This window comes from Shigella sonnei (genome assembly GCF_002950395.1).
In the GTDB taxonomy this organism is placed as follows: domain Bacteria; phylum Pseudomonadota; class Gammaproteobacteria; order Enterobacterales; family Enterobacteriaceae; genus ECMA0423.
Genome location: NZ_CP026802.1, coordinates 562,456 through 575,399 on the forward strand (window position 1 = coordinate 562,456; position 12,944 = coordinate 575,399).

Annotated in this window: 8 protein-coding genes, 1 tRNA gene and 4 pseudogenes; 6 read left to right on the forward strand and 7 right to left on the reverse strand. The window is 50.8% G+C overall.

Annotated features, from left to right (window positions below; translation table 11 throughout):
- Positions 1–276: 276 nt before the first annotated feature.
- Together C1P89_RS02960 and C1P89_RS02965 are read left to right on the forward strand one after the other, a co-directional pair.
- Positions 277–660 (forward strand): annotated as a pseudogene (locus C1P89_RS02960) (autotransporter outer membrane beta-barrel domain-containing protein); the annotation flags it as partial.
- A gap of 77 nt (positions 661–737) precedes the next feature.
- Positions 738–1,381: pseudogene (locus tag C1P89_RS02965) on the forward strand (transposase); the annotation flags it as partial.
- A gap of 48 nt (positions 1,382–1,429) precedes the next feature.
- Here C1P89_RS02965 and istB read toward each other — a convergent pair.
- Together istB and istA are read right to left on the reverse strand one after the other, a co-directional pair.
- A complete protein-coding gene (gene istB, locus C1P89_RS02970; protein WP_000544828.1) occupies positions 1,430–2,227 on the reverse strand; it encodes an IS21-like element IS21 family helper ATPase IstB in 798 nt (265 codons plus the stop codon).
- Positions 2,227–3,399 (reverse strand): IS21-like element IS21 family transposase, encoded by a 1,173-nt coding sequence (istA, locus tag C1P89_RS02975; protein WP_000952362.1) that lies wholly within the window; start codon positions 3,397–3,399, stop codon positions 2,227–2,229. The genes istB and istA overlap by 1 nt, the downstream gene beginning before the upstream one ends.
- A gap of 92 nt (positions 3,400–3,491) precedes the next feature.
- On the opposite strand from istA, the pseudogene C1P89_RS02980 reads away from it, so the two are divergent.
- Positions 3,492–4,100, forward strand: a pseudogene (locus C1P89_RS02980) (integrase core domain-containing protein); the annotation flags it as partial.
- Positions 4,101–4,111: 11 nt separating this feature from the next.
- Positions 4,112–6,336, forward strand: a pseudogene (gene yejO / locus C1P89_RS02985) (autotransporter YejO); the annotation flags it as partial.
- Between the two features lie 102 nt (positions 6,337–6,438).
- Here the strand turns inward: yejO and C1P89_RS02990 are convergent.
- The 3 genes from C1P89_RS02990 to C1P89_RS03000 form a co-directional block, all read right to left on the reverse strand.
- Positions 6,439–6,515 (reverse strand) — tRNA-Pro (locus C1P89_RS02990).
- Between the two features lie 74 nt (positions 6,516–6,589).
- Entirely contained in the window at positions 6,590–8,350 is a 1,761-nt protein-coding gene (gene yejM / locus C1P89_RS02995; RefSeq protein WP_000256193.1) for an LPS biosynthesis-modulating metalloenzyme YejM, read from the reverse strand.
- A gap of 19 nt (positions 8,351–8,369) precedes the next feature.
- The gene (locus C1P89_RS03000; RefSeq protein WP_001135667.1) at positions 8,370–8,597 is read right to left on the reverse strand and encodes a YejL family protein; all 228 of its coding nucleotides are present in this window, start codon (positions 8,595–8,597) and stop codon (positions 8,370–8,372) included.
- A 181-nt stretch (positions 8,598–8,778) separates the two neighbouring features.
- Here C1P89_RS03000 and yejK point away from each other — a divergent pair, with 181 nt between their 5' ends.
- Complete coding sequence (gene yejK / locus C1P89_RS03005) at positions 8,779–9,786, forward strand: nucleoid-associated protein YejK (RefSeq protein ID WP_000050796.1); 1,008 nt, start codon at positions 8,779–8,781, stop codon at positions 9,784–9,786.
- 138 nt (positions 9,787–9,924) lie between these two features.
- Here yejK and rplY read toward each other — a convergent pair whose 3' ends face one another.
- Both rplY and radD read right to left on the reverse strand, forming a co-directional pair.
- Complete coding sequence (rplY, locus tag C1P89_RS03010; protein WP_000494183.1) at positions 9,925–10,209, reverse strand: 50S ribosomal protein L25; 285 nt, start codon at positions 10,207–10,209, stop codon at positions 9,925–9,927.
- Between the two features lie 124 nt (positions 10,210–10,333).
- Positions 10,334–12,094, reverse strand: a complete 1,761-nt coding sequence (radD, locus tag C1P89_RS03015) for a DNA repair helicase RadD (RefSeq protein ID WP_000578042.1) — start codon at positions 12,092–12,094, stop codon at positions 10,334–10,336.
- Between the two features lie 149 nt (positions 12,095–12,243).
- On the opposite strand from radD, the gene rsuA reads away from it, so the two are divergent.
- Positions 12,244–12,939, forward strand: a complete 696-nt coding sequence (rsuA, locus tag C1P89_RS03020; protein WP_001234851.1) for a 16S rRNA pseudouridine(516) synthase RsuA — start codon at positions 12,244–12,246, stop codon at positions 12,937–12,939.
- The last annotated feature ends 5 nt before the right edge of the window (positions 12,940–12,944 follow it).

A 12,944-nucleotide genomic window follows, 5' to 3' on the forward strand; every position in this document is an offset into this window, starting at 1 on the left:
AGCGTTGGTAACGCTACCAGGCGCGTGAATGTTACCCCATTTTATGTATGGACATGTAGTGAAAACTACAACCTTGCCGTTCGCTTTGGCATCATTTTCATTATAAAGACGGAATTTTGCATCAGCTTCTCATCAAGAAAAACAACTAAAAAATCAATCACAATACTTGTGCATTTCTTTAAACAGTTTTTAAAAACTGACTCCGGGTATGGAGCTATGGGTATTTTCTGTACCCAATGCTTTTAACAGCAATTAATTTCATAGGATGAAAGCTCAATGCATCAATCTGGTTCTGTTTCTCTTTGTCGTTCCGCAATATCTGTTCTGGTGGCTACAGCGTTATATTCACCCATAGCATTGGCATCAACAGTTGAGTATGGTGAGACAGTTGATGGTGTTGGCCTGGAAAAAGATATCCAGCTGGTTTATGGGACCGCCAATAATACGAAAATCAATCCTGGCGGAGAACAGCATATAAAAGAATTTGGTGTAAGTAGTAATACTGAAATTAACGGCGGGTATCAGTACATTGAAATGAATGGCACTGCAGAATACTCAGTATTAAATGATGGTTATCAAATTGTTCAAATGGGTGGCGCGGTAAACCAGACTACGCTCAATAATGGAGTGCTACAGGTTTATGGCGCTAGACTGGCCCCTGAATCTCCAGACAACCAGTATCACTTATTTAAGTGATAGTCTTAATACTAGTTTTTAGACTAGTCATTGGAGAGCAGATGATTGATGTCTTAGGACCGGAGAAACGCAGACGGCGTACCACACAGGAAAAGATCGCAATTGTTCAGCAGAGCTTTGAACCGGGGATGACGGTCTCCCTCGTTGCCCGGCAACATGGTGTAGCAGCCAGCCAGTTATTTCTCTGGCGTAAGCAATACCAGGAAGGAAGTCTTACTGCTGTGGCCGCCGGAGAACAGGTTGTTCCTGCCTCTGAACTTGCTGCCGCCATGAAGCAGATTAAAGAACTCCAGCGCCTGCTCGGCAAGAAAACGATGGAAAATGAACTCCTCAAAGAAGCCGTTGAATATGGACGGGCAAAAAAGTGGATAGCGCACGCGCCCTTATTGCCCGGGGATGGGGAGTAAGCTTAGTCAGCCGTTGTCTCCGGGTGTCGCGTGCGCAGTTGCACGTCATTCTCAGACGAACCGATGACTGGATGGATGGCCGCCACAGTCGTCACACTGATGATACGGATGTGCTTCTCCGTATACACCATGTTATCGGAGAGCTGCCCACGTATGGTTATCGTCGGGTATGGGCGCTGCTTCGCAGACAGGCAGAACTTGATGGTATGCCTGCGATCAATGCCAAACGTGTTTACCGGATCATGCGCCAGAATGCGCTGTTGCTTGTGTCAACGCCACGATGTTTGACCGTTATTTGCCATTTTCATGCCCGCTAAATACTTTCGTTACTGATGCTGTCCGCTTTCCACCATTTCATCATCACTGATTGGCGTTGTGTTTTTGGTCAGCACTCCAGCTTTACGTTTCTCTTTTAACCGGTAACTCTCTCCTTTGATATTCAGCGTGGTTGAGTGATGTAGCAGCCGATCCAGGATCGCTGTTGCCAGTACGTGATCTCCGAACATTTCTCCCCAGTCTGCGAACCCTTTGTTTGACGTCAGTATGATGCTCGCTTTTTCATATCGACGGTTCAGTAGCCGGAAGAACAGACTGGCTTCCTCTCTGTTCATCGGCAGATAGCCTATTTCATCCAGGATCAACACCCGGGCATAACTCAGTTGCTGTAGCTGACGCTCCAGCCGGTTTTCCTGTTTCGCTTTCATCAGTGTCGCGATCAGTCTGTCCAGTGGCATAAACAGTACCCGATGTCCCGCATCCACCGCTTTCACGCCAAGAGCTATGGCCAGATGAGTTTTTCCGACACCAGGAGGGCCCAGCAGGATCACGTTTTCGCTGCGCTCCACGAACGCCAGACCAGCCAGTTCCCGGACAACCTTACGGTCGATGCCCGGCTGGAAGGTAAAGTCGAACTGCTCCAGCGTTTTGACCCACGGCAGACGAGCCTGCTTCAGCCTGGACTCCATACCGCGCTGATGCCTGCCGTTCCATTCCTGCTGTAGCGCCATGCACAGGAACTCCCGGTAGTTCAGCTCTTTTTTAGCTGCCTGTTCCAGCAGGCTTTCAACGTGATAACTCAGATGCTCCATTTTCAGGCGACTCAGCAGGACTTCCAGTTCATGCATCACAACAGCTCCTCATAGGCACTCAGTGGTCGATGTTCCACCTGACTGACCTGCTGCCAGAGCGGGGCGTGATGCTCCGGCACTGTCTGCCAGCCAGACGATGCTGAACAGAGGCGATGTGAGGCCACCAGTTTCTCATTACTGTAGATCCGCAACTCGTCATCCAGCGATATTCGTATCGATACCGGCTGACCACACAGCGCTTCGGGAACGCTGTAACGATTACCACCAACCTCGATATAGCTGTCCCAGGACACATGGCGGATATCGAAGTAACTGGTATCGAAGTCTGTATCCGGTAACGGCTGCAGATGTTCCTGCTCCAGCGCGAAGCGCTGTTCCGGCGTTTCTTTGAACTGGCGAAGCTCCCGTTTGTCAGCCACATCGGCTATCCATTGCTCCAGTTGTTGATTGACATGAGTGAAGCTGTCGAACCTGCGGTACCGGACGAAGAAGTTCTCCTTGAGGTATTTCACCATCCGCTCAACCTTACCTTTTGTTCTGGCCCTGCGTGGACGGCATGCCCGTGGCAGGAAGTTATAGTGGTCAGCCAGCAACAGGAATCCGGAGTTGAACACGACTTTCCCGTTGTTATTCTTCAGCACCGCAGCCTTCTGGTTATCAACCAGCACCGTTTTCACACAACCACCGAAGTAGCGGAAGGCGCGAACCAGTGATTCGTAGGTATGCTCAGCATCCTGTTTTGGTGCGGCGAAGACATGGAAGCTGCGGGAGAACCCCAGCGTATTAACCGCAAAGTTAACTTTGCACCGTTGCCCGGCAACCTCCACCTCAACTTCGCCCCAGTCATGCTGGAGCTGGTATCCAGGCTGAGTTTCGAAGCGAACTGTTCTTTTTGACGGACGCATTTTACGTTTGGGCTGGATGTAGTAACGCAGCATGGAACGTCCGCCCGTATAACACATTGCCTTAATCTCCGCGAAGATAACCTCGCTATTCCAGACATTCTCTGCCAGGCGCATGTCGATGTAATCCATAAACGGTTTCAGCTTAACCATTTTGTGGCGGGTCTTTCTGGCTGGCGGTTCAGGGTATTTGAGGTAGCGTCTGACCGTCCGTTCAGAGCAACCAATCTGAGTCGCAATATCGACGATGTACGCGCCCTGCTGGCGCATTTGCTTTATCATGTAAAAGTCCTCTCTGCTCAGCATGTTGATGTCCTTTCTGGTGTGAGAACCTTAAGGAAACAACATGTTGGGTGGAGCGGACAATCCAAATGGCGAATTACCGTCTTATATCACTGGCGCTGACACTTGAGCGAAAACCTGCTGTACCGCCATCGAAACGGGCACATACAGGCAGAGTGGCTGTGAAAGAAAGTAATCAGCGATGGTGCTCTGACGGGTTCGAGTTCCGCTGTGATAACGGAGAAAAACTGCGAGTCACGTTCGCGCTGGACTGCTGTGACCGTGAGGCACTGCACTGGGCGGTCACTACGGGCGGCTTCAACAGTGAAACAGTACAGGACGTCATGCTGGGAGCGGTGGAACGCCGCTTCGGCAACGAGCTTCCGGCGTCTCCAGTAGAGTGGCTGACGGATAATGGTTCATGCTACCGGGCTAATGAAACACGGCAGTTTGCCCGGATGTTGGGGCTTGAACCGAAGAGCACGGCGGTGCGGAGTCCGGAGAGTAACGGCATAGCAGAGAGCTTCGTGAAAACGATAAAGCGTGACTACATCAGTGTCATGCCCAAACCAGACGGGTTAACGGCAGCAAAGAACCTTGCAGAGGCGTTCGAGCATTATAACGAATGGCATCCGCATAGTGCACTGGGTTATCGCTCGCCACGGGAATATCTACGGCAGCAAGCCAGTAATGGGTTAAGTGATAACAGGTGTCTGGAAATATAGGGGCAAATCCAGGCGCGGCGAATGATCCCACGATTAAAGGCGGGCGCTTAATTGTTGAAAAAGATGGGATTGCCGTCTTTGCCGCTATCGAAAAGGGAGGATTACTGGAGGTTAAAGACGGGGGATTAGCATTTGCGGTAGATCAGAAAGCAGGCGGTGCTATTAAAACAACCACGCGGGTCATGGAGGTATTCGGAACAAACCGTCTCGGTCAGTTCGAAATCAAGAATGGTATTGCTAACAATATGCTGTTGGAAAACGGCGGAAGTTTGCGAGTTGAAGAAAATGACTTCGCTTATAATACCACTGTGGATAGTGGCGGCTTACTGGAGGTTATGGATGGCGGGACTGCAACTGGCGTTGATAAAAAAGCAGGCGGGAAATTAATTGTCTCAACGAATGCGCTGGAAGTGAGTGGTACAAACAGTAAAGGCCAATTTAGTATAAAGGATGGTGTGTCAAAAAATTATGAACTGGATGATGGCTCCGGGCTCATTGTTATGGAGGACACTCAGGCCATTGACACTATCCTTGATGAGCATGCCACTATGCAATCGCTGGGAAAGGATACTGGTACGAAAGTGCAGGCAAATGCTGTATATGATCTCGGTCGATCAGATCAGAATGGAAGTATCACGTATTCCTCTAAAGCCATCTCTGAAAATATGGTTATCAACAATGGCCGCGCTAATGTCTGGGCTGGCACAATGGTTAACGTGTCAGTCAGAGGGAATGATGGCATTCTTGAGGTCATGAAGCCGAAAATAAATTATGCACCCGCTATGTTGGTGGGTAAGGTAGTGGTTTCTGAGGGCGCTTCTTTTAGAACGCATGGTGCCGTGGATACCAGCCAAGCGGACGTTTCGCTCGAAAATAGCGCATGGACCATCATTGCCGATATCACTACGACGAACCAAAACACTCGCCTCAACTTAGCCAACCTTGCGATGTCCGGCGCAAATGTGATTATGATGGCTGAGCCAGTGACTCGTTCATCTGTGACGGCAAGTGCGGAAAATTTCATTACGTTGACCACCAATACCCTGTCGGGAAACGGCAATTTTATATGCGTACCGATATGGCTAATCATCAGAGCGATCAGCTCAACGTCATCGGTCAGGCAACAGGTGATTTCAAAATATTCGTGACGGACACGGGGGCCAGCCCGGCAGCAGGAGATAGCCTTACACTGGTAACGACGGGCGGCGGTGATGCTGCATTCACGTTGGGCAATGCCGGAGGCGTTGTTGATATCGGTACGTATGAATATACCTTGCTGGATAATGGCAACCATAGCTGGAGCCTCGCAGAGAATCGCGCGCAAATTACCCCTTCAACCACTGATGTGCTGAACATGGCAGCAGCACAACCGCTGGTATTTGATGCAGAACTGGACACCGTGCGTGAGCGTCTTGGTAGCGTAAAAGGCGTTAATTACGATACGGCGATGTGGAGTTCGGCAATTAACACCCGCAACAACGTGACCACTGATGCGGGAGCTGGCTTTGAGCAAACATTGACGGGCCTGACGCTCGGTATCGATAGCCGTTTCTCCCGTGAAGAAAGCAGCACAATTCGCGGCTTGTTCTTTGATTACTCTCATTCTGATATTGGTTTTGATCGCGGCGGCAAAGGCAATATTGATAGCTACACCCTGGGGGCTTATGCCGGTTGGGAGCATCAGAACGGTGCCTATGTTGATGGGGTGGTGAAAGTTGACCGTTTTGCCAACACCATCCATGGCAAGATGAGTAATGGGGCAACAGCGTTTGGCGATTACAATAGTAACGGCGCGGGTGCTCATGTTGAGAGCGGGTTCCGTTGGGTTGACGGATTGTGGAGTGTTAGCCCCTATCTCGCCTTTACCGGCTTTACCACAGATGGTCAGGACTACACGTTATCAAACGGCATGCGCGCGGATGTGGGAAATACCCGGATATTACGCGCTGAAGCGGGAACGGCGGTAAGCTATCACATGGACCTGCAAAACGGTACGACGTTGGAACCCTGGCTGAAAGCCGCCGTGCGTCAGGAATAGGCCGATTCTAACCATGTGAAAGTTAATGACGATGGCAAATTTAATAATGATGTGGCTGGAACCCGTGGCGTTTATCAGGCTGGGATAAGGTCATCGTTTACCCCGACGTTAAGCGGTCATTTGTCAGTCAGCTATGGCAATGGCGCAGGGGTAGAATCGCCGTGGAATACTCAGGCGGGAGTGGTCTGGACGTTCTGATAACAGAAAATAAACAGGCTGTGATGTGTCACGGTCTGTTTATCAAATTAATTGCAGATATAAAAAAACCAACCGTAAAGGTTGGTTTTTTCTTGGGATTTTTGGTCGGCACGAGAGGATTTGAACCTCCGACCCCCGACACCCCATGACGGTGCGCTACCAGGCTGCGCTACGTGCCGACTCGTGGCTGCTAATACTACCGTTTTCCACACCGATTGCAAGTAAGATATTTCGCTAACTGATTTATAATTAATCAGTTAGCGATAAAACGCTTCTCGTCTGTCAGCACTTGCAATAACAAACTTAACTGTGGTTTTTCATCTTTCACTCTTTCACCACGTAAGTTGTAAGTGCGGTATTTACCGTTATTGTTCAGCACCAGCGTCTTTTTCGGGGTGGTAATTGCCAGCGTATCGTTATCCGCTGCAGTAACCCAGTAATGACGGCGTTGAGGGTTGAACAAATCCTGACCTTGCGAATATTCGCTGGCAGGTGTGCTGACATGTAGCAGGCGTTGCATCAGCGTCGTCATCAGATCGGTATGATCAGTCAGCGCATTAATACGCTGCGCCGGCGTGCCTGGCCAGTGAATCACTAATGGCACCTGCAGATGACCGTGGGACCAGTCAAAGGTTTCTTCGTCTTCGCTCAGCGGAATACCCCGACCGGCAGTGATAATCACAACCGTATTGTCCAGTTTGCCAGAATCACGCAGTGCATTGAGCACGCGGTTGATCTGGTCATCGACATTGCCTGCCGCCCGGCTATATTTCCGTGCAAATGCCTGCTGATTGCTGTCGTCAATGTTAGTGCCATTGAAAGAAACCCACGAGAACCAGCGGTTATCTTCTTGTGCGTAGTGGCCCAGCCAGTTGATCCACTGCGTGGCGGTCTGCTCGTCGGATTGGGTGCGTACGCTCGGCATCGAGAAATCTGACAACAATGCCTGGCGATACAGCGGGCTGGTAAAGCCATCTGATGAGAATAACCCCAGCTGATAGCCTTGCTGATTAAGCGCAGTAATTAATGCCGCAGGCGTACGGGTCGACAGAATGCCGTCCATATAGCTCGGCGAGATACCATAGAACAGGCCAAAGATGCCGTTGTCTGTAGTGTTGCCGGAGCTCATATGGCGCGTGAACGAAATATTTTGCTCAGCAAAACCTGCCAGCGCAGGCATCTGCTTCTCGAAGCGTGAGTAGTTCAGGCCATCGACAGTAATCAACAGCACATTCTGCCCGGTGCCCATATCGCGATAGCGCAGTTCGCTTAACGGATACTGAACGGAAACGGCGTCTGGATTACCTTGCTCAATAAGACGGCGTTGATACTCCTGCGCATCAAGCAGACCATGCTTCTCAAGAAAACGTCGCGCCGTCATCGGGTACGAAAGCGGCAGGTTAGCGCGCTGCATGGTGATCGGGCGATAGAAGTTGGCATCGGCCCAGATATACACCACATGCGAGGCGATAAAGGCGATAAATAAGAATGCGGCCAGCGGGCGCGCGAAGCGTCGACGACGCGTCAGGCTGCGCAGCTTTTGCCAGCTCCACGTCGCAAACACCAGTTCAAGCAATAAAATAACCGGCACGCTGATGAACATCAGCTGCCAGTCGCGCGCCATCTCATTTTCGTCTGGGTTGATAACCAACTGCCAGACGATGGGATTAAGATGGAGATGGAAACGAGTAAAGACTTCGCTATCGATCAGTAATAGCGTCATTCCCGCCGTTGCCAGAATGACGGACAAAAACCTCATCAGCCTCTGGGAGCCGACGATAAAGGTCAGCGGGAAGAGGATCAGCAAGTAGGTGGCGAACACCAGGAAGCTGAAATGGCCGATAATGCTTACGTAGGAATAAATGCGACCAGCAAGCGTTGTCGGCCAGTCGGCGATAAACAGGTAACGGCTGCCAATGACGAGCGAAAGCAGAATATTGAACAGTGCAAACCAGTGCCCCCAACTGACCATCTGGGAGACTTTTTCACGGTAGCGCTGACGATGAGTTACCATAACCTGTTATCTGTTTCCCTTAGTGCGCTTTGTCTTCGTTGATAGAGGACTGTAAGGCGCGGGCAAAAGAGTTGGCAATTGCCTGGCGTTGGGCCGGGGCAATGCTGGTGTTGATAAGGTTAGTGACCATGTTGCCTAACACCATCAGGGAAAGGTCGGTCGGAGCCTTATGTTTTTCCAGTACGTTGAGCAGCTCTGCGAGCAATTGTTCAACCTGTTCATCACTGTAGCGGGAAATTTGTGGCATAAATCGAAATCAGTTAGTTGATGAAAGGGCAACATATTACCGTAGCAACGGTTTTTTTTCTGCTTTTTTATGCGTTAAATCATTCTCGTTACGCTGCCTTCTGTAAAATGACCGCCATCTTTTATTGCGTCGCTTAACCGGCGGTGGTTGAATACCGCCCGGTCTTAAAGGAGAGTTTATCATGAGTCTGGATATCAACCAGATTGCTCTGCACCAGCTTATCAAGCGTGATGAGCAGAACCTTGAGCTGGTGTTGCGCGATTCATTGCTGGAACCGACAGAAACCGTCGTTGAGATGGTGGCAGAACTGCATCGGGTCTATAGCGCCAAAAATAAAGCTTACGGCTTGTTTAGCGAAGAGAGTGAACTGGCGCAGACGCTGCGCTTACAGCGTCAGGGCGAAGAGGACTTTCTGGCATTTAGCCGCGCGGCAACTGGTCGCCTGCGTGACGAATTAGCGAAATATCCTTTTGCTGACGGTGGATTCGTGCTGTTTTGCCACTACCGTTATCTGGCGGTGGAGTATCTGCTGGTGGCAGTTCTGAGCAACCTGAGCAGTATGCGTGTTAACGAAAATCTCGACATCAACCCAACCCATTATCTTGATATCAATCATGCGGATATTGTTGCGCGTATCGATTTAACCGAATGGGAAACCAATCCAGAGTCCACCCGCTATCTCACTTTCCTGAAAGGGCGAGTAGGGCGCAAAGTGGCGGATTTCTTTATGGATTTCCTCGGGGCCAGCGAAGGATTGAACACGAAAGCGCAAAACCGTGGGCTGTTGCAAGCGGTTGATGATTTCACTGCCGAAGCACAACTGGATAAAGCAGAGCGACAGAACGTGCGCCAGCAGGTTTATAGCTACTGTAATGAGCAGCTGCAGGCAGGCGAAGAGATCGAACTGGAATCGCTGTCGAAAGAGCTGGCAGGCGTAAGCGAAGTGAGCTTCACGGAGTTTGCGGCTGAAAAAGGCTACGAACTGGAAGAGAGCTTCCCGGCAGACCGGAGCACACTGCGTCAGTTGACGAAGTTTGCCGGTAGCGGCGGTGGCTTGACTATTAACTTTGATGCGATGCTGTTAGGTGAACGCATCTTCTGGGAGCCGGCGACCGATACCCTGACCATTAAAGGCACGCCGCCGAATTTGCGCGACCAATTGCAGCGCCGGACGTCTGGCGGCAATTAATCGGTTTTGTGTTCTGAATGCCAGATGCGGCGTGAACGCCTTATCTGGCCTGCAAAAAATAGCAATACCGTAATCAGGCATAATCTGCAGATACAAAAAACCCCGCCGGAGCGGGGTTTTTTACAACTTATTCAGCAATTAAGCGCGAACGAAGTCGATGTGCTGCAGCTTCGGTTTGTACGGGTGACGCTGTACGTCCTGAGCTTTAACTTTGATTTCTTTACCGTCAACAACGATGGTCAGAACTTCGCTGTAGAATTCAGCTTTAGCTTGCATGTTCATGACTTTGTCGTGATCCAGCTCGATAGCCAGCGGCGCTTCTTTGCCACCGTAGATGATTGCCGGGAACTTGTTAGCGGCACGCAGGCGGCGGCTCGCACCCTTACCCTGCTCTTTACGTACTTCTGCGTTGATAGTAAACATTTCTTTCTCTCTTAAATTAATCCTGCTACAGGCGACCCAGCAACAGGTAAGTGATCTGCTTTGCGTATGCAAAAGCGGGTGAGATTCTATACTCAATCGCCTTATACATCAATCAAAACTACCATTAACCGCGTAATTCGTGCGCCCGACGAAAACGACCTTCGTAATCGAACACTTTTTCACGCACCTGCCAGTACTGGCCTTTCATGCGGGCGACGACAAAATCCGGGGGTCGCAATAAGGCTTGCTGGGCGAGGATATCGGCGGCGGTGATCCAGCGCAGCGGGATGCCCGGTGTGCGCGTATGCGGGCGGATAAAAAGCTGCTCGAAGGCGGTACGCTGGGCAGGTGTTTGCAGACGGAAACGCTCACTCACATCCGCACCGTCTTCATCGTAATAGGTGATTTTCAACCATTCGCCTTTCTCGTCGTGCCCATGCTGCAAAGACATGCCGCTACAGCGTAATACCAGCGCATCTTTCAGTCGTAGCGCCGCTTTTAACATATCATCCGGATCAACCAGTACCGTGTCACATTCGCGGCAGCGGCGAGCGGCAATATCATTTTCTGCGTTACATTGCGGGCAATTTTTAAAACGGAAACGGAAGTCACACTGTTCGCGATGACCGTCGTCATCTTCAAACCATCCCTGACAGCGGCGACCAAAGTGTTCAATCAATGTCCCGTCGGCGGTCGTTTTCCCCCAAAAGGTGTTGGCAAAACCGCAGGCAGGGCAGAAAACCTGTACCGGAACGTTGTCACTTTTGCCTTTCGGTGTACCAACTTCCGGCGCGTAGAGATCGTGAGGATTACCCGCATAATCAAGAATTAAACAATCAGTCTTGCCCGGAGCGAGACGCAGACCGCGCCCGACAATTTGTTGGTAAAGACTCACTGATTCGGTAGGGCGCAGAATGGCGATAAGATCGACGTGCGGGGCGTCAAATCCGGTGGTCAGTACCGCGACGTTGACCAGATAGCGAAAACGCTGGGCTTTAAAATTTTCAATTAACACATCGCGCTCAGCGCCGGGGGTGTCGCCAGTAATCAGTGCTGCATCTTCGGCAGGCAGTAATCCCACAATCTCTTTTGCGTGTTCGACCGTCGCGGCGAAAATCATCACTCCTTTACGCTTTTCGGCGAACTCCATAATCTGGCTGATGATGTGCGGGGTAATACGTTGCTGTTTTTTCAGCTCACGGTTGAGATCGGCTTCGCTGAACAGCCCGTTGCTCTGTGCCTGCAAGCGGCTGAAATCATATTGCACTACTGGCATATCCAGTCGTTCTGGCGGCGTCAGATAGCTGTGTTTAATCATATAACGCAGGGGCAGCTCATAAATGCAGTCACGGAAAAGGGCTTTCTCATCGCTGCGTACCATGCCGTGATAATGGAACTGGTAGATCCAACCTTTGCCCAATCGAAAAGGCGTGGCAGTCAGCCCCAGCAGGCGTAAGTGGGGATTCACTTTTGTCAGGTGAGTGAGGATTTGCTGATACTGGCTCTCTTCATCGTCACCAATACGGTGACATTCATCGACAATCAACAGCGAAAATTCACCCTGAAAGGCATCAATATTACGGGCGACCGACTGCACACTGCCAAATACCACTTTACCGTGGCTCTCTTTACGCTTCAGCCCGGCGGCAAAAATATCGGCTTCCAGCCCCAGCGCCTGATACTTTGCATGGTTTTGCGCCACCAGTTCTTTAACGTGTGCCAGCACCAGTACGCGACCACGAGCCAGCCGTGCCAGTTCCGCTATCACCAGGCTTTTACCTGCACCGGTGGGCAGCACGATAACGGCAGGGGTTTTATGACGACGAAAATGGTTGAGCGTGGCATCCACGGCTTCTTGCTGATATGGGCGAAGTGTAAAAATCATGGTCTCGCGTAGGTAGATTATTCTGCTAATAGTATGCCACGGATCTTTTTCCCTTGAGGGATGTTATTAGACCGCTATACTGGGCAGACAACAGTTCAGATATTCGGGTCATTACCCGACCTCCGTTTTTTACAGGCAAAATCACACACATGCGACTTGATAAATTTATCGCACAGCAACTCGGCGTTAGCCGTGCTATTGCCGGGCGTGAAATCCGCGGCAATCGTGTCACCGTCGATGGCGAAATCGTCCGTAATGCAGCGTTCAAACTGCTTCCTGAACATGATGTCGCTTACGATGGCAACCCGCTGGCGCAGCAACACGGTCCACGTTACTTCATGCTCAATAAGCCTCAGGGTTATGTTTGCTCCACGGACGACCCTGATCACCCAACGGTGCTCTATTTTCTAGATGAACCGGTAGCGTGGAAACTGCACGCCGCAGGGCGGCTGGATATCGATACCACCGGTCTGGTACTAATGACAGATGATGGTCAGTGGTCGCACCGCATTACTTCTCCGCGCCATCATTGCGAGAAGACCTATCTGGTGACGCTGGTATCACCCGTAGCTGACGATACGGCAGAACAATTTGCTAAAGGCGTGCAGCTGCATAACGAAAAAGATCTCACTAAGCCGGCGGTGCTGGAAGTGATTACCCCAACGCAGGTTCGTCTGACCATCAGCGAAGGGCGTTATCATCAGGTGAAACGCATGTTCGCCGCCGTGGGTAACCATGTGGTTGAGCTGCATCGTGAACGTATTGGCGGCATTACGCTGGATGCTGATTTAGCCCCCGGTGAATATCGTCCGTTAACTGAAGAAGAAATTGCCAGCGTCGTCTAACTTTT